This is a genomic window from Raoultibacter massiliensis (assembly GCF_900199545.1).
Taxonomy (GTDB): domain Bacteria; phylum Actinomycetota; class Coriobacteriia; order Coriobacteriales; family Eggerthellaceae; genus Raoultibacter; species Raoultibacter massiliensis.
The window spans coordinates 276,329-302,081 of the sequence record NZ_LT962670.1 but is presented as its reverse complement, the minus strand read 5'-3'; the positions used below and the strand labels follow the sequence as shown (position 1 = coordinate 302,081).

The following is a 25,753-nucleotide window of genomic DNA, read 5'->3' as shown; positions in this document are numbered from 1 at the left end:
AACGGTCGAATTCGTTGCGATACAAGCAATGGCGCCGCATCCCTTGATGCGGCGCCATTGAACAAGATCGAAGTGCGGATTGACCCCTTTCAACCGATCGCTATTTCCCAGCGCTCTTCGCATATGCAGTGGAAACCTCGCCTGAAAGGCGACCGAGCACTGAATAGCCGCTCATAACGCACCAATAATCACCATTCATGATGCCGCCTGCTGCGCCCGGTACGGCATAGAGGCCGGCGATGGGCTGCGCATCGGTTCCGATAACCTGCGTATCGGTGTTGATCTTCAAACCACCGAACGTTGCCATAATGCCGCCAACGACCGGAATCGCATAGAATGGGGGCGTCGACAGGGGCGTTGCGGGAACCGTGCCGACATGAGGCACTTCAATTGTTGCTGCTTGACCCGAGGAAACAGCCTCATTGTAAGCAGCGACCGTTGCCGCCATGTTGACCGCATTGAAGCTCACGCCATCAGCCGTTTCAGCCACGATCTTAGCCCCGAGATCCTCGATGCTATCAGCCTGGACAACCGTCATGCCTTTTTCGATCATATGATCGATTCGGTCACCACCGATAATCGCAGCGTTGCAGAATGGCGTTTGGCGAATGATCTCGCGAACGCCTTCGTCGAGAATCAGGTATGCGCGCGCCATAGGCTGCTGCATGATCTCCTGGTTCACGAGCGAAGATCCCAAGCCCTCGTTGACGAAGCGCTTGCCCTCGGTATTGACGTAGATGCCCATGCTCTGGATCGAGTGCTCGGTAGTACCGTAGTACAGCACGTGTACGTCGTCAACGTTTTCAACAGCCTCGTATCCCTCAGGCGTATCGATGCCGTTCAGATAGCTCATCGGCCATGGCTGCGGATGACCGTAAAACGAACCGAAACTCCTTGAAAGCTGAGCCCCCGCCTCGACGCCCATCTTGATGCCCGATCCGTCAAGATAGGGAACGCACTGCGCTTGGCTCAAATCAGCATGGCGACCAATGTACTTGGTGCACATCTCCTTGTCGCACTGCCAGCCGCCTGTTGCGAGAATCACGGCTTTCGCGGAAATAGCGAATGACCCGTCAGCGTCTTCGGCAACAAGACCAGTCACGGCACCGCTTTCATCGGTCAGCAGCTTCACCGCGCGGGTTCCCAAAAGCGTTGTTCCGCCTTTGGCAGTAAATATATCACCGAACTGCTGTAAGTACTCGTCCGTATAGCTCTTCGATCCTTCTTCGGCGGGACGTTTACCGCCCATCCACACATACGGGCTTCCCGGAGCCAGCTCCTCGGTTACAAGACCAAGCCCATCGATCCATTCGACATACGACCCCCAATTATCGCAGACGAGTTTGCCTAGATCGGGATCTGACATGGGAGCTTTTGCGTACGCCGTCTCCCACTCAGCCCCGAATCGCGGACCGAATGCGCCCGCAGCGAAACGACTCGTTCCGCCGACCTTCTGCGAAGCCTCAACAAGGATAACATTCGCGCCCGCTTCAACGGCGCTCACCGCAGCGGCAAGCCCGCCGATTCCCGCTCCGGCAATCACAACATCGCACTCGTGTTTAGCCTCCTGTGCAGGTTTGCCAGCTGGCTGAGAAGCGCATCCCGCGAGCGCCGAAACTCCCGTGAACGCTGCCGCGCCCGCAGCAACAAGACCTGCTCCCTTGATGAAATCCCTCCGTGTTTGCTCCATGATGATTCCTCTCCCTCGATGTATCGCACGCACCCGTTATGGCACGGCATAACCTCTTAATTTCCAGCTGCATCGGTTTCCAAAATGTATAACCGACATGCAAAGCTAATGGCACGTATTGCACTCGTATACGCCAGCATGATGACAACTCACACAGGTGTCTGCTGCGTTCGCTTTGGCCTTATGCATGCTGTGGCAATCCGAACACAGAATATCGGCATGTCCAGCGGTCAGCCCCATGACCTCGTGTGGATTGACCTGCGTGCCCTGCGAATCGGTAAGCTCGGTCACATCGGCCGTCAAAGCTAACATGTCATCAGCGCTCACATCGTGGCACCCTGCAGCTTGACAAGTGGCTGGCTCAACAGATGATTCCTTGAGTTTCTTCGGCATCACGTCGGTAGCCGTCGCGTCTTGGTGCACCTCCGAAAGCGTTGCAGAATCCACATGGCACGTGGAACATTCCGTCTGCGCCTCCTGCACGTGTACGCATGCTCCCATCGACCCGTCTTCCATCGTTGCCGCTTCCTCGGTATGGCACGTCGTACAATCCATATCAGGCGACCATACAACTTGGGCGGCGCTTTCTTGGTTCTGCCCTCGATCGCCAGCACTCTCTTGCGATGGTCCCTGCGGCGAACAGCCTAAAGCCGCGCCGGCGAATGCCGCAACGAGCAAAGCAATAACCCCCTTACTCACAAGCGTTGTTCCCCTCATCTCTCCTCCTCTCGCTTCTTCCGACCACCCGTACATTTCGGGCGATTCATTGGCGCAATCGTACGAATTCGGCGTTGACTTGCCATCGAAGGAAAGATGTGAAATAGTTTTTTAGGGGAAGAACGCAACTCAATCTGGTGGTTTTGACGTGCGGTTTTGATATTTTGGGGAGAAATTCACTAGTTTCTAGTGAGGTTTGCGAGGGGCTGATGAGGACCAAAAAGGAAGCGACGAAGAAAAAACAAGACGATCAGTCGATCCGTTCGCGATTTGCCGTCGAGCTGAACCGCGCGAACATACCCATGACGATCGGATTCGCTCTATGCCAACTCTGGTTAACGCTCTGTTTTTTTGCGCCGCAGCTGTTTCCCGACAATTCGTCGGTCAGCGTATATGAAATATCGCTAGGAGTATGCGCCGTTTCCCTCCTTCCCGCGCTTTTCATCACAAAACGGCTTGAAAACCTTCTTGAGAACAAGATGATTGTCGTAGCTCTCGCCGCATGCGCAGGCATCGGCACCTTCACCATCCCCTTCTCGGCGGGAGATACCGCAACAGCCATCTCGTTGCAGATTATTGCCGGCGTCTTCACCGGGCTTGCTTCGGGCTGGTTTTTCGTTGCGTGGTACCAAGCGTTCTGTAAAGCGGATGACCTTATCGGATTCGTGCTTAGCGTTCTTGTGAACAGCCTGTTTATGTATGTGCTTACCGCCGTTGCATACATTCCCGAGCTCAGCCCCTGGTTTATCGTATGCATTGCGTCAGGCATGCCCCTCGCATCAGCCGCGTTGCTGATTCGAAGCCCTCGTAACGATGCCTTCGTCAGCGAGCCCCAGCTTCCCCCGAAGAAAACGGATCAGCGCAAAGGGTTGCTTCTTCTCTGCTGCAGCATCTTTGTCATCAGCTTCATCGACGAGTTCATGCGTAACTACTACCTACAGGGTTCCGACCTGCTTTTCTATTCGGGCGGACTGAACCTTGTGCTGCTCATCGTCAAGATATGCTGCTCGATCGCCCTAGTCGTCATCATCGCCGATCACAGTCATAGAATGTCACTTGTTTACCGCATCTCGTTTTTGCTTACCATGACAGCCGTCCTTTTCATGCCCTACGCTCAGCATAGCCCCGATTTCATGTACGGCGTCACCAACTTCGGCGCATTTCTTTTCAAGATCATGATTATGATCATCGCTTTTAATTTCTGTCAACGCTATCGCACTTCGCCAACTCTTGTGTTCTCTCTTACACGCATCGCTTTCTCACTCGACCTCCTGCTCGGCTTCGGCATGTTTCACGCATACCGACATTTTTCATCGATGGTTCCCGACTTACTCGGCGTCATTTCCGTTGTCCTGGGAATACTAGTCGTAGCAACTTATTCATTTGTTTTCACCGACCGCGGCAACATCCCCATTTTCGTCAAAGTTGAGAACGAAGGAGAAACCAAATCTCCACTTGATGATCGATGCAGCCGGCTCATCCGAGTCGGAAAGCTATCACGTCGAGAATCGGACGTGTTACGGCTTATCGCGAAAGGACGATCAACGCCACGCATTCAAAAAGAACTGCACCTTTCTATGAACACCGTCAACACCCATACAAGCCATATCTATCAGAAGCTCAAAGTTCATTCTCGCCAAGAGCTGCTTGATCTTCTCGAAGAGACGGCTCCCGAAGAAAGCGAGCCCTGCACCTAGCTATACAGCTGCGCTTCGCCATCCGCCCGCAAACGCACGAGCGCCCCCTAGGGGGCGCTCGCCATACTGTATTCGCCAAGTTGCGTACGCGCCTATTGTACCCCGTGCAGGGTACGAGCGCTAGAACCTCAGGCTCAAGCAGCTCAAACCACCATCAAGTTTACGGTACTCCGAGGTATCGACCGTGATGGTTTTATAACCCGCTTCCTGAATCTTCTCGAGCACGGTGGGATATCCCTCGGGAACAATGACGGTTCCGTTAACCCAGATGCAGTTGGCGGCATACGCCTCGTCTTCGGGAATGACTATCTTGTTGTATTCCGCAAAATCAGGCTTCTCGATGAACTCGCCCGAAACGAGCATGTTGTTGTCCTCGATGTAGTTAACGCCCGTCTTGAGATGCAGCACGAACTCGAGCGGAACTTCGGAACCCGAAAGGCCCCAGCCTTCGAGGATCTCGATAAATTGACGGATGCCCTCTTCGTTCGTGCGGGCGGAGCGACCGACGAAGAAGTGATCTCCCACCATCATGACGTCGCCGCCCTCAAGCGTACCAGGAGCAGTGATGTAGGCGATATGGTCGTCGTCGAAGAACTCGCGGATAGTCGGCTCCATCGCCTTAGCCTCGCCATTGCGCGTGCCTGCGCCCGGATTGTCAATGATGGCGCCCTTACGCGTGATGACGGCCGTATCCTCGACGAAGCACGAATCGGGAAATTCCTCGAGAGCGGGCAGCACCGTCACTTCGACACCGCATTCCTTGAGCGCGGCAATGTAGTCGTCGTGCTGTTTGAGCGCCAACTCGTAATCAGGCTTACCCAGCTCAGGTGCTGAAGTAATACCGTCCACCAGCGATTTGCTCGGACGCCTGACGATCACGTTCGTAAACATTGCGATTCCTCCTTCGCCCATCGCCTGCGGCGACGGATTGGGCAGACTGTTGCAGCTATCGATTATCGCTCAACTTCGAGAAATTGGAAGCATCGGCGCAAAGGGGTTTTCAACCTGTTGCCGACAACGCGCATGCCCTGCGCACGGAAGGAGTCCGTCAACAAGCCGCGCGCAACCGCTGCTCCATGCAACGACTTCCCGCTCAAGTCTCCGCACGAACTCTCAAGAGACCCTGCGCCAACATTGAACGTCCCTTTTATGGTATCCACTTACCGAATTTTGGTAATATATTACAATCAAATCGCTATACTGGATTCGATGTGTCACCACACGGTTAGGGGACTCCATGAACGCATCCGCACGACCAGAGCGCGCCCACTCGGCAAAGCAAGCGCTCCTTTCAATTCTGATCTCGATCGCGCTTGCCTGCTCGTTCGCACCGAGCGCGTTCGCTGCAGACTACGACGACCTGTTCGACGACCCTGGCTTCGCGCAGGCGTTCTACGACGAGTACGGCGAAACGAACGGCGGAGCTCCCTGGACCGAAGCCGATCTCGAAGCCATGACGAGCCTTTATTTCTTCTACCAGTCAATCGGATCGCTCGACGACCTCCGCCTTTTCCCGAACATCACCAGCCTGACGATCGCCTACACCCCGATGACTTCCATCGAAGCCGATACATTCCAGAACAACCCCTCCCTCGAAAGAATCGGTTTCTACGGCAACAACATTGCGACCATCGACGGAAACGCCTTTGCCGACCTGCCGAACCTCGAGGCGGTGGACATCGAGGGGAATCGGCTGACCGAGATACCCGCGAACCTGTTCGCAAACAACCCGAAGGTTCGCTTCGTATACCTGTACGGCAACAGCCTGACCTCGCTTCCCACCGATCTTTTCGCCGTCCCCTTCGCTGATTACATGACGACGCCCGGATACGACTACATCAGCGTAGACGTATCCGACACCTGGATTCAAACCACAAAGGAAGAAGCGCGCCTCTGGTTCGATTCGAGCGGAACGGTCATCTCCCCCAGCGACTGGACTACGCTCATAGAAAACGGGATCGACAGCCACTCGCTATCGCTGTCCCTTTCGTCAACCAGCAAAGACTCCAAGGACAAGCCCGTTGCCATGGAGACCGACCTGGCTGTTTCCGGCGGCGAGTTCTCTCCCGTGCATATCGGCGACATATCCGACTACGACGAGCTCAACGCCGACGAGCGCGAGATCGCCCTCTCCATCGCAACCATGCTCTGGAACTACGATACCGACAAGCTCTTCGCCTCGACGGCCTACGATCTGTTCGGCAGCATGGCGGCCACTATCGGGCCGAACATCAACCTCTACGATGCATTCGGCCGCACCGACGTGCCCGTACAATACATCACGAACATGGACGATCTTCTCGCCGTTGCGGGATGGATGGCAACCACCGATCTGGACAACTCGGGCTACCCCCTCATGACCGAGCAGGAATGGGCGGGGTACAAGCCGCTCATCGTGCAGTCGCTGCAAGAGCTCTCGCTCGATCGCGTGCTCGCCATGAACCCCGACCAGCTGATCGACTACCTGATCACCACCGTGCTCGCCTACAGCGATCCTGCGACTCCCGTCACCGATGAGATGCTGCAGGCTACCCGCGCCGACCTGCTCGACGCGCTCAACGACGATCTTGTGAACACGTTCGGACAGCCCGCCGCCGCTTCGCTCGGCGAAGCGATCAACGCACTGCTCGCCCAGACGCTGCCCGCGCCGTACGTGATCGACTTCTCCGCGAGCGTCGACGCCAACCTGGTTAAAGCGCTCGGGCTCTTCGCGCCCGTTAACGGGCAGACCATCACCGCCGATTCGACCAAGCAGTGGCTCATCAACGCCCTCAACGCCGTTGCGGGAACGAGCTTCACCACATCGACCGACTTCCTCACGATCCTCTCGACGCTCGGAACGATGAGCGGAGCGCACGCCCAGTATCCGTTCATGTACATCTGGAACATCGGGGAAACGACCGCCGCCCACACCGTGAGCGCCACCCCGAAGTTCGAAGACGTCGAATTCCAGGGCGCCCGCCTGCTTTCGCAGACGCCCGGCGGTGCCGACACGGCGCTCGCGTACGTGTCTGGTTCTGGCACGCATTCGGTTACGCACCAGCCCCAGAACCTGCACCATATCGTCGCGCTCGACTTCCGCTACACGGGCGATCTCGCGAAGCACTTCGACGCCGGCACCATCGCGAACACCGACGAAGACGAGCTGCGCAACATGACGCACTACGTGTTCACGCACATGACCACGCCCGAAGCTCCAGGTCCCGATCCTGATCCTGACCCCGATCCGACGCCTGTGCCCGATCCTGCGAACCCCGACAGCAAAGGCGGCAAGCTCGCCAACACCAGCGACTCCCTCCTGCCCGGCGCCTGCGCCCTCGCAGCCGCCGCCCTCGTCGCCGTCGGAGCCATCGCCCTCAGCGCACGTCGCCGCGAGCAATAAAACCCAGAAGCATCCCAACGCCAGCGGGCGGATCAAACGATCCGCCCGCTTTCCGTTTGCCCGAATTATCCTAGGCAGCGCTTACGCCGAAGCCGCATGCTTTCCGGCTACGCGCCCGCTCGTAAGGGCGTTGCCCATGTTGTTGCCTGCCGACGGGCAGCTGTACGAGTTGCCGTAGCGCTCGCCCATCGTGTTGCCGACCGCATACAAGCCGGGGATGACCGCCGTCTTGTCCATAGTGAGCACCTGGTAGTTGCCGTTGACGCACAAGCCCGCAAGCGTGTTCAATCCAGGGCCGTACAGAGCCGACGTGGCTTGAACGGCAACGTAGAACGGAGCCTCGTCAATGGGGATGAGCATATCGGAGCTCTTGCCGAACTGCGTATCGGTTCCCGAAGCGCACAGCTCGTTGTACTGTTCGACCGTCTCGAGCGCCGTTGCGAGCGCGTCGCCCGAAAGGCCGGAGTTCTTCATGGCCTCTTCCATCGTATCGCCCACGAACACGTCGTAGGTGAGCATCTTGTTCTGTTCTTCGCTGTAGCTCGCGATGACGATCGTGGTCACTTTGATGCTGCCGTTCTCGGGAGTCGCTTGCATCGCTTCGTCGAACGCTTCCATACCCTGGTCGAAGCCCCAGTTCGGCGACCCATGATCAAGCCCGCACTTCTGCACGTACTGCATGTACTTCTTATCCATCACAGCGAAGTTCCCCATCATGCCTTCCTGCGAGATCGGCTGGCGGATAGATTGCGCGAGAAGCAGCGCGCTGCATTCCTCGTTCATGAAGCGCCGGCCTTGGCAGTTCATCCACAGGCAGGGAGTCGAACCCCACGGCCCGAATCCGATGACCGGGGCGCTGCCCGCAACCGGGCGCGGATGACCCTCGATGGCGCCGCCCGCCCAGCAACCGATCTTGTGTCCAGAGCCATCGCAATCGGTCATGCCGGTCAGCATTTCGCGATCCACGCCGTGGCGCTCGGCGTATTCGCCGCACTCGTCGCACAGCTGGTAGACCATGTCGGTGTTGGCGCCGAAATCGCCTGTCGCAAGAATGACGCCCTTGGCCGCCTCGTACTTGATGTTCTTGCGATCCCCGTCCTGCGTGATGACGCCGGTCACCGACCCGTCGGCAGCCTGCGTGCACACCAGCGCGCTTTCGTCGCAGTACCACACCGCACCGAGATCCTCCGCCGCTTCACGCGAGTAAACCTCAAGTTCGGCCAAGCGCGTAATGCCGGTGAGCCCGTTTTTTCCGACAGGCGCCTCGTTCATCGAATTCAGCGTTTGAACGGTCGAAGCCCACTGGTAAAGCCCGCCGTTCAGGATAGGATAATCAGCTCCATCCGGCTTCTCGTAGGCGATCTGCACCGTGCACTGCTTGCCCTCGTAATCGAATACGGTAGACGTTTCGGGAACGATGGAAACAAGGTTGTCCATCATCTCGCCCGAATTGTATACGAACGAGCGGATGACTTCGCTGTTGCACCTGCCCGCCGCGCGACGTATGTATTCGTTCACGATGTCTTCGAGGTTGTACGGGCCGAATCCCCAGCTTTCCAAAAGCTTGGAGTTGTACGAGCATATATCGTCGCCGCGATAGACGATCTCGCCATCCTTATGCTTCTCGATGACGGCGACGCTCGCTCCAAGCTGGGCGGCAGCCAAGGCAGCCTGCGTCCCTGCATGCCCGCCGCCGATGACGACAACGTCGAAGCTCCTCGTTTCCGCAATGTCCGCTTCGTCGATGACGGGAGCCGCGCCGAGCCAATCCTCGCTGCAAACATAGCCCTTCGGCACCGTTGCCGCCTCGGCGCTTGCGGTCGGCTCAGGAGCCGTCGCGCTCTTCGTTTCCTGCGGGGAGCACCCAAGCAAACCAGCCGTCGCACCCACAAGACCCGCTCCTGCAACACCCTTTAAAAAACTGCGTCGTGATACATCCATGTTTTCCCTCCTTGTTTCATCATGCATGCGGCTTCGCTTCGAAGCGGTTGCATTGTGCGAACGCGAGGGATGTTTAGACAATACGTAGAGGCGTTTATTTATCCCGCTATCATATCAACGAGGTGATTCACTACTTCGTTATACCTGATAAACAGTATGGTTAGAATCCCCCGTGCTACCGAGAGCGGATAAGCTGAAAGAGCTCCTCGCGAGAGGCGACCCCAAGCTTGCGGTACATGTTATGGATATGCGTGCGAACAGTATTCGGAGAGATAAACAGCATCTCGGAAAGCTCAGCACTCGCATGCCCCTGCGCGAGAAGCACAAGGATCTCGCTTTCCCGTTCGGTAAGCGCGTGTTCGCTCGAAAGCGAATCGCATCGATCCCGCATCGTCCCGGAGCCGCCCTCGTCGAGCCCGTTTTCCGCAGCGGCGGAATCATCGCCAGAATGCATGCTGCGAGCGACCAGCATAACCGCTGCGTATACCGTGGTAACCACCGTCACCGCAATGCCGATCGTCTCACCAGAGAGGATCTCGGAAAGGCTCAACCCGATAAGGGATGCCGCCGCGAACAGAACCAACGCGATCGAGTAGATGAAGTCCGACGAAAACTCCGATGCATGGGCAATCGCGCACAGCGTCGCGATGGTCAACGTCGCAGCGAACGAGTACAGCAGAAACATGCAGAACATCTCTGCAGCAGAACCGCCCGCAACCGCCTTGCTCATACTCGAAACGGCAAGCATGATGATCGCCAACAGCGGAATGACGTTGCGGTACAGCGGACGAACGATGGGCTTCTTCAAACGCAGGAAAGCCAGGACAACCAAAATGGAGGAGGCGAAAAACGAAGCCAACAGATAATCAGAGTACCATTCCATATAGGTGTAGCAGGTCAAACCCATGATGAACGCGAACACGAGCAGCCCGAAAGCGGGTTCGGCAACCACTCCGAAAAAGGCAGGCAACGACGATCCCCTCTGTCCGCGCGCCCTCGCTTCGGCAGCCCCGTCACTCCCACCGCCGAACAGCGAGGGAGTTACTGCGGCCACAGCTGCGCACACCATGAAAACGCCGACGCTCGCCAAGGTCGGGGCGATCATGATGCACGCGTAAATGATCGCAGCCGAGCAGCTCGCAACCGCAACGTTGAGCAATGCCCCGCTCAACGAGAAGCGACTGAACAGTTTGCCCCACGTCAGGCACAAGAGCCCGCAGCCGATTCCGCTTGCAGCTCCGCCGAAACACGTGAAGGCCGCGCCCTGGTCTCCCATAAGAACGAGATAGCAGAAAAACGCACAAGCAACGAGGTGGATAACTCCACCGACCCCTGAAAGCACTTTGATCGGAAGGTTCTTGCCCGCAAGCGACGCGCCGACGACCAGAATTGCAACCACCAGCACCGAAACCAGCGCCGATCGCGCATACAAACTTATGAAATCGCTCACGCCCTCATGGGCGAGAAACGAAGTCATAGCCCCCGAAAAGATCAAAAGCGTCGAAAACAAAGCAGCCAGACCTATGGTGAGCACGCTCGGCCGAAGCCGCGCTTCTCTGCCGTCAGATTTGCTCGCTACCTTGTTTGATGAATGCATAGACAGCCCATCGTCAGCTATAAAACAGGAAGCCGACTGTGCGGTTTCCCATGAATACCCTGACTATTGTAGCGCCTTTGCATCTTCCTGCGAGCTACAAAACCACCGTTCCCGTTACCAGTAAGATGATCGAGACAAGGGCGGCGACAAGGATAATCGCAACCACCACCCGGTCAACCGCGCTTTTGAGATATGGCTCCCCGCGCTCCTTCTTCCCCTTGATGTACATAAGGATGCCCGGCGCGTACAGAAGCGACATGAGCGTCAGCCCAACCGCGCCCGACGCCCAGGCAAGGAAGAAGCTGTAAAGAACGCCGAAGATACCGAAGATGCGCCAGAGAACCATGCTGCCGCCGAGCTTGCCTGCAAACGCACCCGGTTCAGTGAATGTGATCTTGGCGAAGTACGCAGCCGAGAGCAGATACGGCAAAAGGATCATGCCTGCCGAAAGCGTATAGAAGAACTGGTACGTGCTGTCGGAAAACAGCATGATGACGTAGAAGACTTCGACGATGATGTTCGTAACCACCAACGTGACGATCGGAGCGCCCTTTTTGTTCGTCTTCGCAAACGCCTTGATGAACACGCCCTGCTCGGCCGCCTCGAACGGCGATTCGCTCGAAAGCACCGTATAGCCGAGCATCGCGCCCACGAGGGAGAGCACCACGCCGCCGTTGATGAGAATGGCTCCCCACTGCCCTACCGCATGCTCCATGACGCCCGCAAGCGCAGGGTTCTCGAGCTGGGCCAACTCGGACATCGGCATGACGCCCATTGAAAGCACGCTCACCATGAGATAGATCGAAAGCACGCACACGAACGCTATGAGGGTAGCCTTGCCCACATCGCGCTCTTTCTTCGCGCGACCGGAAATGGCAACGGCTCCCTCGATGCCGACGAACACCCAGATGGTCACCATCATGGTGCTGCTCACCTGATCGAAGAACGGCATGCCCGGCACGGCACCCGTCGTGAAGTTCTCCATGAATATCGCCGGATCGAACTTCTGCAGAAAGATGATGGCCGTAATGGCCACGAAGATCGGCACGAATTTCGAAATGGTGATAACGGCGTTGACGCCCGTGGCTTCCTTGACGCCGCGCGATACGAGGAATACGTAAAACCAGATGAGAATGCTAGCGCCGATAATCGATGGCAGATTCGTCCCGCCGCCGAATATCGGGAAGAAGTAGGAAAGAGCCCCGAACAAAAGCGCCGAGAAGCTCACCGTACACAAAAGCGCGCTGATCCAATAGCCCCATGCGCTGTTGAACCCGAGAAAATCGCCGAATCCGGCATTCGCATAGCTGTAGATGCCGCCTTTGAGTTTGGGTTTCACGCGGGAAAGGGCGAAAAACGTCATAACAAGGCACAGCACGCCCACCGCCGAAATGCCCCACGCCGTCAAAACGGCCGCGCCGCTTGCACCGCCCGCAGCCTGATCCCCCGCCAGCGTGAAAACGCCGCCGCCGACGATCAACGTGATAACCGTGGTAACCAAACGAAAGATCCCGAGGCCTCCGCTCGATGAACCTTCGGCTTGCACGGCCTGAGACGCTGATGGTTCGCTCATGTTGTATCACCCCGTCTTGTATGGTTGGCTCATCCATAATACTCGAAACCGCATAAAAGCCAATGGGGTTGCGACACGTTGTAATGAATCGGAAAGGATGCCGCTATTGGTAATCCCAGCGTTCCACGAGAACGCGCGAAAGAGCTTCTCTGTCGAGGTCGCAGCCAAGACCCATCTCATGTCCCTTCTGGTTCAGAACGACCGATCCCCGCTCAACCGCAAACGGGGGGTCGGTGATATCGCGCTCGAAATAGCGCGCCGTTTCACTGATGTCGCCAGGGATGTTGATGCCGAGCAGCGTCTCGAACGAAGCATGCAGCCGCTTCGAAACGCCGGTCTCGTACATGCCGGCCATCCAAAGCTCGATGCCGCGAGCCATTGCCTCCCGGTAAAAATCAAGCGCGGGCTGCACGCCGCCAAACTTGCCGATCTTTACGGCATAGCATGCAAGCTCAGGGTGCTCGAGCGCTCGGGCGAGATCGTCTTCGGTGACCACCGACTCGTCAAGGCACACTTTCATCGAAAGCTCTCGCTGCAAACGGGCCAACCGAGCGAACAGATCGGTCGGACCGACCCTCGGCACCCGATGGGGGTCAAGCGGCTCTTCGATACAGCGTATTCCCAAGTTATCGAGCGATTTGAGCGCAGGCAAATCCCACTCGGCATAGCTTTGGTTCGCATCGAGCATGATGGTGAGATGAGGATATGCGACGCGCACGGCACGCACGCGCGGATAGTCGTCACCTGGCTTGATCTTGAGCTTCACGCGATCGTATCCCGCTTCGACGTAGCGCCCAACCTCGGCGAGCGTCTCGTCAACCGACATCACTCCAAGCACGACGCCCGCGCGAACCTCGGCCGTCGCAAGCGTTTGGAGCGCCGGAGCCGAAACCGCCGCATCGGCATCGCGCTTTGCGCGCGCACCGCCGATGAGCTGCCAGAGCGGCTTGCCGACAACCTTGCCGTACAGATCCCACAACGCAGGCTCGATCGCCCCTCGGGCAAGAGGATACGCCTTCGCAGCAGCGCATTCGGCAAACGACTCCGACACTTCGCTCGGATGCAAATACACCTGCGAGAGAACGAGGGGGATGAGATGATCCTCGAGAACGCGCAGATCGTCGGAAAGCGTTTCGGGAAGGTACCAATCGGTCGCAAAAGCAACGCATTCGCCGAGACCTGTCCTTCCCTGCCAGTCCTCAACCTCCACCAGTATCGATTCTCGCGTGCGCATCGTGGTCTTCGCCGTGGCAAACGGAGTCGCAAGCTTCTGGTCGATGCGATAAAGCGTCACGCGCTTGACCTCGAGCCGCTCGTCATAGGCGCGCTGCAGCGCAACCCGATCGATCTTCCCCACACCCGTGCGAGGGAACTCGTCGAGTACGAATATGCGTTTCGGCTGGTAGAGTTTCGACAGGCGCCGCTCCAAACTCGCCCGAACGACTTGCGCGAACGCGCGAGGCGACGCCGCGCCCCCGCCCGGAAGCGCGGCGCTCCCATCGCGTTGTGCAAATGCGATGGGCCTGCGCCCCCAGGTGGGATCCTCGGCCCCGAACACGAAGGCATCGCTCACCTGCGGCACGCTCATGATCTTCCGCTCGATTTCGGCGGGATACACGTTTTCTCCCCCCGATACGAACATATCGCCCGAACGTTCGAACACGGTGAGCCTGCCCCGTTCGCACGTGGCGGTGTCGCCCGTGAGGAAGAACCCGTCCGCCGTCGTGGGCGTTCGCGCGTTGAGATAGCCGCCAAAGACGCCCGGCCCGCGCACGGCAAGCTGCCCCGCACCCGATTCATCGGGATTGACCACACGGGCTTCGTAGCCGGGAAGAAGCCTGAGCGATCCGGGAGTCGAAGAGGTCACCTGTGCGGAGGCGATCTGGCTCGACGTTTCGGTCATGCCGTAGCTGGCGTATACGCGCGCCTCGGCGGCAACCGCCCGGCCAAGAGTTTTGGGGTTCGGCGCGGCACCGCCCAAAAGCAGGCACCGATACCGCGCAAGCGTTTCACCGTCATCGGCCGCAAACAGATCTTGCAGCATCTTATCGACCACCGAGGCGTGCGTCGCTCCGCATTCACGCACGTCGGCAAGCATTCGCTTTGCATCGAACCGACGGTACAGGATAAAAGGAGTTTCGTTGAGCACGCTGCGTACCAGGATTTGAAATCCCCCGATGTGAAACATCGGAAGCGCCGCCTGCCATAAGCCCTCGCCATGGCGGTTGAGCACCGCATTCGACGATTCGGACGACCCCATGAGATTCCCCCACGCAAGCGGCACGGCTTTCGGGCGGCCCGTCGTGCCGCTCGTGAACATGATAAGGGCGCATGCGCTCTCGTCGAATCCCGCGCGCGCCCGTTCGGCAAAATTCACAATGGACCGCGAATCGATTTCCCCAGCTTGGCCGCCCGCTGTGCGCCCGCCTGCCCTTTGGGGCCTACCGCCCTGATCCCCTCGCTTGCCGCCCTTTCCGAGCAGACGCGTGAACAGGCCCTGACCCTGCGCGCTCGGAACCTGCGATGCCTGCCCCGAATGGTGCAGTTCCTCACGCGCCCTTGCGTCGGCGACGGCCTGCGCGCCGGCGGCGGTTCCCATGGCGTGTTCGATCCGATACGCCACGTCGTAACCGCCGGGAACGCCATCGAGCAACCGAGCGACATCGTGCTCGGTGAATACGCGGGACACCTCGAAACCGCTCGACATGCGCAGATCGGCAAGGCGGGAGGTTTTCTCGTCTTCGGTCAGACGATGGTTGAGCGCAACGAGCGTAAACCCGCCGTAGGCTGCAGCGAGCGCCATGAACACGAACGCGGGGCAATTGGGCATGTCGACGGCGATGCACGACCCTCGGGAAACGCCCTTATCACGTAAACGAAGAGCCAGGCCCGCAGCCGAAAATTTGGTTTCCTCGTACGTAAACGCGCGACGATCACCTGCGCCGTCGACGTATTGGAAGAATACGTCGTTCGGCCGCCTTCGCATCGTCTGTTCGAACTGCTGTATCACGCGTTTGGTTCCGACCTCGCTTCACAGACACGCGCTTCCGCAGGTTCGGTACGGTATTTCCGATCCTACGGGAACTTGGGGAACTGATCAAAATCGGGCTGGCGCTTTTCCTTGAAAGCGTCGCGCCCCTCTTTTGCCTCATCGGTTGTATAGTACAGAAGGGTTGCGTCTCCTGCGAATTGCTGGAGCCCGGCTAAACCATCGGTTGCGGCATTGAACGATGCCTTGAGAAACCTCAGCGCAGTCGGTGAGAATTGCATCATTTCGCGCGCCCAACTCACGGTTTCGGCCTCGAGCTCTTCGAACGGCACGACCTTGTTCACCAGGCCCATTTCAAGCGCCTCGGCGGCCGTGTACTGACGGCAGAGATACCAGATTTCGCGTGCCTTCTTCTGGCCCACGATGGCAGCCAGATACCCCGCACCGTATCCCGCGTCGAAACTGCCGACCTTCGGGCCCGTCTGCCCGAACTTCGCCGTTTCCGCCGCGATGGACAAATCGCACAGGATATGGAGCACGTGACCGCCCCCGATGGCGTATCCATTCACCATGGCGATAACCGGCTTGGGGACGATGCGGATCAGCCTCTGCAGATCGAGAACGTTCAGACGCGGGATGTTGTCTTCGCCGACGTAGCCGCCGTTGCCGCGAATCTTCTGATCGCCGCCCGAGCAGAATGCCTCATCTTCGTGACGGCCGCCGTGATTAGCGCCGGTAAGGATTATGACACCGATTTCAGCATCTTCGCGAGCCACCGTGAAAGCGTCGTAGAGCTCGTTGACGGTGAGCGGCGTGAACGCGTTGCGGCGTTCGGGCCTGTTGATCGAGATCTTCGCGATGCCGTCGAACGTCTCGTAGACGATCTCCTGGTAGGATTTGCCCTTCTGCCACGCGATATCGGCCATTTCCATCCTTCCCTCTTGCGCATGCCGACCCCGCGGCCGATGCGTTTTAGCCCTTAGCGACCTGCGCGCTTCGCTTGCCTGTCCAAAAATCCGCCCACCTGCCTGGCGAACGTTTCGGGATCTTCAAGATGGGTGTTGTGCCCCGTGTTGAGCAGCACGCAGGATACATTTTCTTCGTAAGCAAGATTTTCCGCTATTTTGAGGTACTTTCTATCGAGAATCCCCGCAATGTACAAAATCGGCATGGGCAGGTGCTTGATGTGCGTCGAGTAGTCGATCATGCTGTGCTGCCCCGTACCGCGCACCGTGTAGGCGAGCGCCCTCGGATCGTTCGCCACGCGTTCGCGGCGGATTCGATCGCGCACCTCCGAAGAAAGCTTCTTCTGCGATTCGAAAATCGGCTGCTTTTGCCATTCGTCCATGAACGCTTCGATATCGCTTGAGAGAAGCTGCTCGATCAGCGCGGCATCGCGATGCCGCATGGCCGCATGCTGCTGCCCTGTCTTCGGCCCGAGCCCCGCGCTTTCGAGAACGAGAGACGATATCTTGCTCGGCTCGCCGCACGCCAGGGCAAGCGCAATGCGTCCGCCCATCGAGTAGCCGACCAGCGCCGCCTTTCGGCTGAACCGCTCGCTCAAGAACGCGGAAAGCATATCGGTCACTGCGTCCATTTCGTAAACCGAAGGATTGTCGGGCTTGTCGCTTTTCCCATGCCCAACGAGCTCGGGAGCAACGACGAATCGGGCTTCGGCTAACCGCGGGGCTATTTCGGCCCACGATTCCGCGCTCTGCGCGAAACCGTGAAGCAGCACGACGGGAAGAGCATCCGGATCGCCCCACTCGGCAACATGATAGCGGACCCCAAGGTGCTCGAACCAGCTTTCTCTCGCGCCCGCCATCTAGCGATACCGCCCGAACCGCTCAGCCGTGCCTTCGATGGCGAAGGGAATCTCGATCATGCTGATCCCGGGGACGCCAAGCGCGGCCCGATACGCTTCCTCGAACCCACGAACGGTTTCCACCCTTTCGAACGGCACGCCGAACGCCCGCGCCGCCTGTTCGAAATCGACGCGCTGCGGCGTGAGGAACACCCGCTCGAAATACGCATCCTCCGACTTTTGCGGAAGCGTTTCGAAAATGCCGCCTCCGCTGTTATCGAGCAGCACTATCACGATGCTCGAAGCCGCATCGCCGCCGTGATGAACGGTAAGCTCGCGCTGCATCGAAAGGGCGTTGAGATCGTGAAGCGCCGTAAGATCGCCGGTTACGAACGTAGTCTGGCGGTACGCCTGCGCGGCGCCAAGCGCCGATGACACCGTTCCGTCGATGCCGTTAAGGCCGCGATTGCACAGAAGGGAGAGGCGCTTTCCCGACGAGCGATACACGGCATCGATCAGGCGGACGGACATGGAGTTCGCAGCGAACACCAGCGATCCCTCGGGAGCGAGTTCGAGCGCTTTCGCCACGTAAGCCGCCTCAGCATCATCGCCCGCATCGGCGATCCGCCCGATGCGGGCGCAGGCGGCGCGATTGCGTGCGATCCATTCCTCGGCATATGCCGCCTGCGCTTCGCCGCTGCACCCCTCGTCATCGCCGCAAAGCGCGCGGACGAACGCCATCGGCGCGCAACGTACGAACAGATCGGTCGCCACGTTGAAATCGCGCGTTTCGACCGCATCGACCACGATCTGGACGGGGCGGCCATCGGCCCCCTCGGACCGCAGGCCGTCCGCCGCATTGCCTCGATCGGCTTCGGCCGAAGCGCTGCGAGCGCAGATCGAAGCGAAGCACGCTTTCGACACGGGATAGCGGCCGAAACGTATCACGCAGTCGATGCTCGGCTGCTCTCCGTTCGCGAACACGCTGTCGTACGCATCGATCACCAGCTCGTCGTCCACCCAGCGCAATCCGCTCAGCGGATCGGCCAAGAGAGGGATCGAGAAGCGGTGGGCCCACGCGATCAGATCCTCGACGTCGCCCGCATTAAAGCAGGTGCCCTCGCCGACAAGCGCGATGGTTCGCCTGCCTCCCATCGCCGCGCGAACAGCGTGCGCCTGCCGCTCGGAAAGCTCTGGAGACGCCACGATTATCGGCTCGTCGGGCGCAAGCGGCCCGCGCCCGATCTCGAACAAGCCCCGAACGGACAGATCGGGTTTGAGCGGCTCGTCGAAGGGGAAGTTGAAATGCACGGGCCCCGCAGAGCCGATGCATCCGTAAAACGGCGAGCCGTCCTCCCCGGCAGCCGCGGGAGTCCCGACAGAAGCGATGAATGCCGTCTTTGCCATCTGGCGCGCAAACGCGATCTCCTGAGGATTCGCCCCGGGAATCGGCATCTGCTGGAAATGGCGCACGTGATCGCCGTACGCCTTAAGCTGATCGCACGTCTGCGGTGCTCCAAGGTTTTGCAGGCGCGGCGGACGATCGCCCGTGAGCACGATAAGGGGCACGCGCGACGTTTCCGCTTCGAGCACCGCCGGATAGTAATTCGCAACGGCCGTCCCCGACGTGCAGATGAGGCAGACCGGGCGTCCCGTCGCCTTGGCCAGCCCGAGGGCGAAAAACCCCGCACCCCGTTCGTCAACGTCAACGTAGAGGCTCATGCTGCTTGCATGGGCCACCATGGAAAGCGGCGTCGACCGCGAACCGGGGCTTACCACCACGTCGCGAACACCGCACGCAATGAGCTCGTCGAAGAACGCGGAAAGAAACAGCGCCGAAGCCTGCGGGGTTTCGAACCTGTCAGGCATCGCACTCTCCATCGAACGCGCTCAGAATGGTCTTGAGCTTCATGTCTATCTCATCGTACTCATCGGCAGCAACGCTGCCGTCAACAATGCCGCATCCCGCATACAGCCATCCGATCTCGCCATCGAACACACCGGTGCGCAGCGCAACGGCGAACTCGCCGTTGCCATCGCCGTCCACATAGCCCGCAGCGCCTCCGAAGAAGCCGCGGTTGTACGCTTCGACCTGGCGGATGAGCATGAGCGCCTCACCGACGGGCGTACCCGAAAGCGCGGGTGTCGGATGCAGCTCGGACATGAGGCCCATGAGCGTTTTCCCCTCAAGCACTTGGGCCGATGCGGGAGTATAAAGGTGCTGGACGTGCTGGAGCGGAAGGATTCCCGGATGGTCGGGAATCTCGACATCGTGGCAATTGCGCCTGAACACTTCGCGGATGAAATCGACTACGTAGGCATGCTCCTGCAGATTCTTCTGGTCATGCAGCAGCTCTTCCGCCAATCGGCTGCGCTGCGCTTCGTCGGTCCCCGCCGCGCACGTGCCCGCCAAGCACATGCTCTCAACCGCGGCATCGTTTTTGCGCACGAGCAGTTCGGGCGTACAGCCGCAGAAGAACACGTCGCCGTAGCGATAGAGCAGCACCGTCCCGCGCGCGGGACCGTCGATGAGGTTCACGAGCAGGTCTTTCGAGGAAAACGGATGCGCGGCCACAAGCTTCTGCCGCCGCGAAAGCACCACTTTGTCCACGCGGCCGCCCTCGATGGCCGAAAGGCCTGCGGCAACCGCCTCGTCCCACGCTTCGCGCGAATCCCGTTCGAGCTCGAAGGGAATCGTCACGCGCGTGCGCGGCTTCGCTTCCCGGATATGGCGGGAAAAGCGGGCGACGCGACCCGCATACACTGGGCCCAAACTGTTGATCTGCAAATACTTTCCGGTTTCATCCTCGATGAGCACCACCTCGGGAAGCATGAGCGAAAGGCGCGGAAACGACGCGAACAGCTCGTCGGCGGGACTCGGGTTCTCGGCATCGAAGCGGTTGAATGAGAACAGGATCGGCGGCTTCCCGGTTTCGCCCTGCACGACGTACTCTACATCCCGCAAGCTCGACAGCGCGATGCAGCGCCCGAGCCCCATGAAGCGCGCCTTACGCGTTTTGTCGTAGAACACGAACTGATCGGTAAAGCCTTTTTGGAGCACGCAGAACGCATCGACGATATCGGCATCGACCGGTTGCGTATAGGTATAGATTTTCGTCACTGGATCACCGCATTCACACTGATTCGACCTGTATCAAGTAAAAGTATCGGTTCGCTAAACGTTTCTTTATTCTACCATTGCATATCCTATACTGTGCTTCGCCGGCCGTCTGCGGTCATACGGATCGAATCAAGGCGATCTTTGCCGTATCGGCTGCACGGCCGCCTCAGGCAAACCGATGCGAAAGGGAACCGATGAAGAAGTTTCTCGAGGAGTTCAAAGAGTTCATCAACCGAGGCAACGTCATGGATCTCGCCGTCGCCGTCGTCATCGGCGCCGCGTTCACGGCCATCGTCAATTCGGTCGTATCGGATCTCATCATGCCTATCGTCTCGGGTTTGACGGGTGGCCTCGACTTCTCCAACATGAAACTGATCATACCGCTCGGCGCGGGAGAATCGGCCATCGCCTACGGCAACTTCATCAACGCCGTCATCCAGTTTCTCATCATCGCGTTCGTGGTGTTCCTGATCGTAAAAGCGCTCAACAAGGCGAAGGATCTTTCGGCGAAAGGCAAGCATAAGGAAGAAAAAGAGGCTCCCAAATGCCCGTACTGCCTCGAAGAAGTTGCCGAAGGCGCAACCCGCTGCCCCCATTGCACCGCCGAGCTTCCCGAACCAGCAAAGGCAACCGTCAAGTAGGACGCGGTTACTGCGCAACGGCCACCTCGTCTTCGTAATCGTCTTCGTCGCCGCAATCGGCGCACAGGGCCTCGTGGCGCAGGATGAAGAACCCGATGAGCCCAGCAACCAACGAAGCCGCGAGAATCGCCACTTTAGCCGAAGCGATCGTCGTCGGATCGGCGAATGCAAGGTTGGTGACGAAGATGGCCATGGTGAAGCCGACACCGCCCAAGACCGAAACGCCGAGGATGTGGCCCCAGCACACGCCCTCGGGCAAATCGCTGATTTTCAATTTGACGGTAAGCCATGTGGCAAGGAAGATGCCGACCGGTTTGCCCACAAGCAAACCGAAGAACACCCCGATCGTAACCGGGCTCATGATGAGCGCTCCAAGATCGGTGCCCGTCAGCAGCACTCCTGCGTTTGCGAATGCGAACAGCGGCAGAATCACGAAGTACACGGGCGTATGCAGCAGATAGTCGAGCTGGGTGATCGGCGGGATGGTCATACGGGACACGCGGCCGATCTGCCTGATCTCAACCAGATATTCCTTTTGCGCAATGTCAGCCTGACCCGGATCGTAGCGCTCGTCGGCGTTTTGGGCCTTCGTTTCAAACCAGTTGCTCACCCGTCCAAGCCGCACTTGCGATTTCGCCGGGATCGTCAACGCGACGAGCACGCCCGCAACCGTAGCGTGAACGCCCGAAAGCAGGATGCACACCCACAGCGCCAGCCCAATGATCAGATACGGCGCAAGTCCGTAGATGTGCATGCGATTGAGCACGATCAGCACGGCAAACAGCGCAAGGCCCGCCGCAAGCCACATCACGTTGAGGTTCGCCGTATAAAAGATAGCGATGACCAGAATGGCAATCATATCGTCGACGATGGTGAGCGTCGAGAGAAAAGCTCGCAGACCGGCGGGCACCCTGCTGCCGAGCAAAGCCAGAATACCCAAACAGAACGCGATATCGTTCGCCATGGGAACGCCCCAGCCGTGCTCGAACCCGCTCCCCGCGTTGAAGGCGAGGTACACGAGAGCGGGAAGAACCGCACCTCCCGCTGCGGCGATGATAGGCAGCAGCGCCTTGCGAGGGTTGGTGAGCTCCCCTGCCGTGAACTCGTATTTGATTTCGAGACCGACCACCAGGAAGAACAGCGCCATGAGGAAATCGTTGATGAAATGGCCGACCGAGATGTGAGGATCGAACGACCCGATGGATATGCCGATGTAAAACGTGTTCCAGAATTCGCTGAAGTTCGGAAGCAGCGGAGTGTTTTCGATGATGAGCGCGAGCACTGCAGCACCGAGCATGATCATCGTCGCCCGTGTGGACGAATGCGTGAACTCGAGGAGTTTTTTACGCCGACGATGATGCTTGTGCACTTCGGGCTCGAAGATCGATTCGGCAGCATGTAGGTTCTTATTGTCTTTTTCCATGAAGATGATTATAGGTTTTCGACAGGGAGCCATAGACGCAAGACGGTAACGTCTTGAGAACAACATGGGACTCAGGGTGGCGAAACCCTACCGAAAACAATTGCCGCACCACCAAAGCGAAACGAAGGTGCAGCAATTGAGCCGCACCTTCGTTTCGCTTGGCTTTACATGCGAGACGTCGAAAGCGGACGGCTAGCACCCGTTCGAACAAGCAAACGCCGCCTCGGCGCGATCGGTTCCGTGCTTCACGCGATCATGTTCTTCGGAGCTCTTCGCATTGTTCCAGCGATCCATCGTTCCCACCAGGTAACCGGTGATTCGACGGATGCGATCGAACGGCACAGGCGCAAGCCCGTAGCTGATGCCGACGTCTTCGCCATCGACCTCCAGCTTGAGCCATTCAAGCGTATCGGCAGGATAGAGCTCGCGCGCACGATCGATGTAAGCGTTGATTTCTTTTTCGGATACAGGCGCATCGCCCTCGTTCGCATACGCGATGGTGATATCGATGCCGGACACCTGCTGCTTGATCGTTTGCGCCATAGTAAGCTCCTTTTGCTATATTTTTGGTATCAATTATGACAGAAGACATACTATCACAGCATATTTATGCGATCCACTAGATTTTGTTAACAATCAGGCAAACGAAACCAGATGTGGGGTTTTCCAGGGATCGATCGGCTGCATAACCGATCAACCTCCAGACCGCCAAATGAAGCGCTGCCTCGTTTACCGACATGCTTCTTCTGGTTGCCGTAAATGCTTTCAATACGAGCGAGCCGCCACCCGACAAACGCAGTTGCCGGCTCGCCCAACATGCTTCAACACGATGCTACTTGTCGTTATGGCAATCGGAGCAGTCTTCGAACGTCCTTTGATGATGGCATTTCGTGTAGCAATAGTTCACGTTTTCGGGAAGCTTCACGTCATCGGCTGAAGGGGTATCGCTCTCGTGCGCCGTATGGCACTTCCCACAATCGATGACTTTTTCGTTACCTGTCGCCTCATGTGGATTGGGAGCATCTTCATCGACGGTCCGATGGGGATTTGCCACTTCCCCGGATTCCGCAACGTAATCACCCGATGCGGCGGCAACCTCATCCATGGGGTGGCACGAGATGCACTCATCGGTGACAACCTCTTTTACCTCCACCTTCTTCTCAGGGACCGCCGTACCCGCTTGCTCTGCCCCCTCGGCTTGGCCCGCCTTGCCACCCTCGCCCGCATCGGAAGGCGCGCATCCTCCCACGACGCCGCACGTAAGCGCACAAGCTACAAGAACAATGGCTAGTTTTCTCTTCATATTCAACCTCGTTATTCGTAAACAATCGGAAAACGGGCGGGAGCAGCACCCGCCCGCCGAAACCTATAATCGAATCCGCTATTGCAGGGGTTCCTCTTGAGCAACGTTTTCTCCAGCGATCATTGCCGCCGTAGCATAATGGCCGAGGCTGTTGTGCGTGCGACGATAGCCAAGGGAGTTCCCGCATTCGCCACAGGCGTACAGGTGGGGAATAACGGGTTCGTCGTTGCATGAAACAACCTTGGAGTCCACCCGTGCGGTACCATCGATAACCTGCGATTTGCTGTTCACCCGAGCGCCGTTACGCCCCGTATGGCGAATGAGGCTTGCACGCGCCGCATAGAACGGGCCTGTCTCGATTTTGGCGGGGAGCAGTTTCCGACCGAATTCCTCATCGACGCCCGATTCAACGTACCCGTTGTATGCTTCGATCGTCTTCTTCAATTCATCGGCTGGCAGACCCGTCTTTTCGGCCAATTCATCCAAGGAATCTGCAATGGCAACGCAATCGGGGTCGAGCAGAGAGCCAGTCCGCGGGTTGGGATTCGCCATCTCCTCGATAGGCCATTTGATGGCTTCGGCCATCGGCGCATCCGCAATTGCCCAAACGTTGCGAGGTTGAGGAAGCTCAAGGTACTTCGTTGTAAACTCGGATATTTCGGGGTTTTCGCAATGATCGCCCCTACCTGCAAGTGCCTCCATCGCTGCAACGGCAGCGTCTTGGTCGAACACGGCCGCCTCAGCGCCCTCTTCGCCGCCGCCGGCAAAGCATGCCCCGCTTTTAGCAAGATTCTCATTGAAGTAGCGTTTTCCTTCGCTTTGCACCACAATGCCGTTTTCGAAAAAGGCATCCGTTCCCAAAGTCTTTCCGCGCTCCCAGCCTTTGTTGTCGCGCCAGTCGAGCGGCTCCTCTCCCCAGCTCCAAAATGATTTTTGACCGAACCAAATCCAAAGATATGAAACATAAGACATGTCGGTGAGAATGCCACCGACGGCATCGATGGCAATCTGGCCATCGCCGGTTTCTTCGTTAAACATGGTGCCATCAGCAGGGATGCCGCCATCGCCATAGCAAAACTCCCCTGCCGCCCGAGGGTCGTACATTTTCACCATATGGTCATTGTCGGTCCAAGAGCCGGTGGCCACAACAACGCCCTTTTTCGCCTTGATGTTGATAACTCCGTCTTTTGTTTCGATTTCAGCTCCTACGACAGGACCGCCAGTCTCACGGTAAAGTTTCGTCATTCTATGCTCGAGAAGGATGGGGACTCCGAGTTCGTTCAAACGGTTCTCCCAAACCTGCGTCCAGCAAATACCTGCATTTTTGCCCGTGCCCCAACCGCCAACGTACACGCCGGGGTTTTCGACCGGCCACAAACCGCGCTTGGTCTTCCCGCGGAGGAACCCTTGGGACAGATCCCCCCATTTCATACCCAAATCCTCCATCCACTGAACGGTCTCGGCACCGCGCTCGACAAACGTGCGCATAATGTCAGCGTCGCCGCGATAGCTGCACGAGAACATTTCATCCTCAAACCACGTCTCGTTATCATCGGTCTCGCCCGCACGCTGCTGAACGATATTGTTACCGCCCATCGTGCAGCCACCGCCCGAAGCCATCCAGAAGCCGCCTGGATGATCCGACTTTTCCACGATCAGCACGTCCGAACCCGCTTCGGCGGCCTTGACTCCGGCAGCCAACCCGCTGCCAGCTCCGACGATCAGGACATCGACTTCTTTGTCCCAGTTTTTCGGCATATCGCTCGACGCAGACGCTTCCGCATTCGAACAACCCGAAAGCGCCGTACCCGCGATCCCCGCTGCACCTACTGCCAATGCTCCCTTAAGAAAGTTACGACGTGTTACTTCTCCCAT

At 58.3% G+C, this 25,753-nt stretch carries 18 protein-coding genes; 3 read left to right on the top strand and 15 right to left on the bottom strand.

The genetic code is table 11. The annotated features are described in order from the left end of the window. Positions 1-100 precede the first annotated feature (100 nt). Together C1719_RS01285 and C1719_RS01280 are read right to left on the bottom strand one after the other, a co-directional pair. The gene (locus tag C1719_RS01285) at positions 101-1,690 is read right to left on the bottom strand and encodes an FAD-dependent oxidoreductase (protein ID WP_102373446.1); all 1,590 of its coding nucleotides are present in this window, start codon (positions 1,688-1,690) and stop codon (positions 101-103) included. A gap of 105 nt (positions 1,691-1,795) precedes the next feature. Further along, positions 1,796-2,245 carry a hypothetical protein gene (locus C1719_RS01280; protein WP_146007816.1) on the bottom strand — a complete coding sequence of 150 codons (450 nt, stop codon included), beginning with the start codon at positions 2,243-2,245 and terminating at the stop codon, positions 1,796-1,798. A gap of 371 nt (positions 2,246-2,616) precedes the next feature. On the opposite strand from C1719_RS01280, the gene C1719_RS01275 reads away from it, so the two are divergent. Continuing rightward, a complete protein-coding gene (locus tag C1719_RS01275) occupies positions 2,617-4,104 on the top strand; it encodes a LuxR C-terminal-related transcriptional regulator (RefSeq protein WP_102373444.1) in 1,488 nt (495 codons plus the stop codon). A 120-nt stretch (positions 4,105-4,224) separates the two neighbouring features. Here C1719_RS01275 and C1719_RS01270 read toward each other — a convergent pair whose 3' ends face one another. Continuing rightward, positions 4,225-5,001 (bottom strand): arginine deiminase family protein, encoded by a 777-nt coding sequence (locus tag C1719_RS01270; protein ID WP_102373944.1) that lies wholly within the window; start codon positions 4,999-5,001, stop codon positions 4,225-4,227. Positions 5,002-5,341: 340 nt separating this feature from the next. Between C1719_RS01270 and C1719_RS01265 the strand changes: the two genes are divergently transcribed. Then, a complete protein-coding gene (locus C1719_RS01265) occupies positions 5,342-7,486 on the top strand; it encodes a leucine-rich repeat domain-containing protein (RefSeq protein WP_102373443.1) in 2,145 nt (714 codons plus the stop codon). Between the two features lie 81 nt (positions 7,487-7,567). Here the strand turns inward: C1719_RS01265 and C1719_RS01260 are convergent, their stop codons facing one another. From C1719_RS01260 to C1719_RS01225, 8 genes are all read right to left on the bottom strand, one after another. Next, positions 7,568-9,427, bottom strand: coding sequence for an FAD-binding protein (locus tag C1719_RS01260; protein ID WP_102373442.1), 1,860 nt, complete (start codon positions 9,425-9,427; stop codon positions 7,568-7,570). Between the two features lie 175 nt (positions 9,428-9,602). Beyond that, positions 9,603-11,024: a helix-turn-helix transcriptional regulator gene (locus C1719_RS01255; protein ID WP_102373441.1), complete on the bottom strand. Its 1,422-nt coding sequence runs from the start codon at positions 11,022-11,024 to the stop codon at positions 9,603-9,605. 94 nt (positions 11,025-11,118) lie between these two features. Further along, the gene (locus C1719_RS01250; RefSeq protein ID WP_102373440.1) at positions 11,119-12,597 is read right to left on the bottom strand and encodes a basic amino acid/polyamine antiporter; all 1,479 of its coding nucleotides are present in this window, start codon (positions 12,595-12,597) and stop codon (positions 11,119-11,121) included. Positions 12,598-12,700: 103 nt separating this feature from the next. After that, a complete protein-coding gene (gene menC / locus C1719_RS01245) occupies positions 12,701-15,607 on the bottom strand; it encodes an o-succinylbenzoate synthase (RefSeq protein WP_102373439.1) in 2,907 nt (968 codons plus the stop codon). Positions 15,608-15,672: 65 nt separating this feature from the next. After that, a complete protein-coding gene (gene menB / locus C1719_RS01240) occupies positions 15,673-16,512 on the bottom strand; it encodes a 1,4-dihydroxy-2-naphthoyl-CoA synthase (protein WP_102373943.1) in 840 nt (279 codons plus the stop codon). Positions 16,513-16,565: 53 nt separating this feature from the next. After that, on the bottom strand, positions 16,566-17,411 hold the full coding sequence (menH, locus tag C1719_RS01235; RefSeq protein ID WP_102373438.1) for a 2-succinyl-6-hydroxy-2,4-cyclohexadiene-1-carboxylate synthase: 846 nt from the start codon (positions 17,409-17,411) through the stop codon (positions 16,566-16,568). Further along, a complete protein-coding gene (gene menD / locus C1719_RS01230; protein WP_102373437.1) occupies positions 17,412-19,259 on the bottom strand; it encodes a 2-succinyl-5-enolpyruvyl-6-hydroxy-3-cyclohexene-1-carboxylic-acid synthase in 1,848 nt (615 codons plus the stop codon). Continuing rightward, a complete protein-coding gene (locus C1719_RS01225; RefSeq protein ID WP_102373436.1) occupies positions 19,252-20,511 on the bottom strand; it encodes an isochorismate synthase in 1,260 nt (419 codons plus the stop codon). Before C1719_RS01225 ends, menD begins: the two co-directional genes overlap by 8 nt. 194 nt (positions 20,512-20,705) lie before the next feature. Here C1719_RS01225 and mscL point away from each other — a divergent pair, with 194 nt between their 5' ends. Next, positions 20,706-21,152: a large conductance mechanosensitive channel protein MscL gene (gene mscL / locus C1719_RS01220; RefSeq protein ID WP_102373435.1), complete on the top strand. Its 447-nt coding sequence runs from the start codon at positions 20,706-20,708 to the stop codon at positions 21,150-21,152. A 7-nt stretch (positions 21,153-21,159) separates the two neighbouring features. Here the strand turns inward: mscL and nhaA are convergent, their stop codons facing one another. The 4 genes from nhaA to C1719_RS01200 all read right to left on the bottom strand — a co-directional run bounded on the left by nhaA (position 21,160) and on the right by C1719_RS01200 (position 25,753). After that, positions 21,160-22,575 (bottom strand): Na+/H+ antiporter NhaA, encoded by a 1,416-nt coding sequence (gene nhaA, locus C1719_RS01215; protein ID WP_245874237.1) that lies wholly within the window; start codon positions 22,573-22,575, stop codon positions 21,160-21,162. Between the two features lie 192 nt (positions 22,576-22,767). Next, positions 22,768-23,118, bottom strand: coding sequence for an anaerobic ribonucleoside-triphosphate reductase (gene nrdD / locus C1719_RS01210; RefSeq protein ID WP_102373434.1), 351 nt, complete (start codon positions 23,116-23,118; stop codon positions 22,768-22,770). Positions 23,119-23,407: 289 nt separating this feature from the next. Next, positions 23,408-23,878, bottom strand: coding sequence for a hypothetical protein (locus C1719_RS01205; RefSeq protein WP_102373433.1), 471 nt, complete (start codon positions 23,876-23,878; stop codon positions 23,408-23,410). 78 nt (positions 23,879-23,956) lie between these two features. Next, complete coding sequence (locus C1719_RS01200; RefSeq protein ID WP_102373432.1) at positions 23,957-25,753, bottom strand: FAD-dependent oxidoreductase; 1,797 nt, start codon at positions 25,751-25,753, stop codon at positions 23,957-23,959.

What these genes read in the sequence shown, in the direction of transcription:
- nrdD (WP_102373434.1), bottom strand. Translation starts at nt 23,118, where the DNA reads ATGGCGCAAACGATCAAGCAGCAGGTGTCCGGCATCGATATCACCATC.
- menB (WP_102373943.1), bottom strand. Translation starts at nt 16,512, where the DNA reads ATGGCCGATATCGCGTGGCAGAAGGGCAAATCCTACCAGGAGATCGTC.
- menH (WP_102373438.1), bottom strand. Translation starts at nt 17,411, where the DNA reads ATGGCGGGCGCGAGAGAAAGCTGGTTCGAGCACCTTGGGGTCCGCTAT.
- mscL (WP_102373435.1), top strand. Translation starts at nt 20,706, where the DNA reads ATGAAGAAGTTTCTCGAGGAGTTCAAAGAGTTCATCAACCGAGGCAAC.
- menD (WP_102373437.1), bottom strand. Translation starts at nt 19,259, where the DNA reads ATGCCTGACAGGTTCGAAACCCCGCAGGCTTCGGCGCTGTTTCTTTCC.
- C1719_RS01265 (WP_102373443.1), top strand. Translation starts at nt 5,342, where the DNA reads ATGAACGCATCCGCACGACCAGAGCGCGCCCACTCGGCAAAGCAAGCG.
- C1719_RS01275 (WP_102373444.1), top strand. Translation starts at nt 2,617, where the DNA reads ATGAGGACCAAAAAGGAAGCGACGAAGAAAAAACAAGACGATCAGTCG.
- nhaA (WP_245874237.1), bottom strand. Translation starts at nt 22,575, where the DNA reads ATGGAAAAAGACAATAAGAACCTACATGCTGCCGAATCGATCTTCGAG.
- C1719_RS01285 (WP_102373446.1), bottom strand. Translation starts at nt 1,690, where the DNA reads ATGGAGCAAACACGGAGGGATTTCATCAAGGGAGCAGGTCTTGTTGCT.
- C1719_RS01255 (WP_102373441.1), bottom strand. Translation starts at nt 11,024, where the DNA reads ATGCATTCATCAAACAAGGTAGCGAGCAAATCTGACGGCAGAGAAGCG.
- C1719_RS01200 (WP_102373432.1), bottom strand. Translation starts at nt 25,753, where the DNA reads ATGGGAGAAGTAACACGTCGTAACTTTCTTAAGGGAGCATTGGCAGTA.
- C1719_RS01260 (WP_102373442.1), bottom strand. Translation starts at nt 9,427, where the DNA reads ATGGATGTATCACGACGCAGTTTTTTAAAGGGTGTTGCAGGAGCGGGT.
- C1719_RS01280 (WP_146007816.1), bottom strand. Translation starts at nt 2,245, where the DNA reads ATGGATTGTACGACGTGCCATACCGAGGAAGCGGCAACGATGGAAGAC.
- C1719_RS01205 (WP_102373433.1), bottom strand. Translation starts at nt 23,878, where the DNA reads ATGAAGAGAAAACTAGCCATTGTTCTTGTAGCTTGTGCGCTTACGTGC.
- C1719_RS01250 (WP_102373440.1), bottom strand. Translation starts at nt 12,597, where the DNA reads ATGAGCGAACCATCAGCGTCTCAGGCCGTGCAAGCCGAAGGTTCATCG.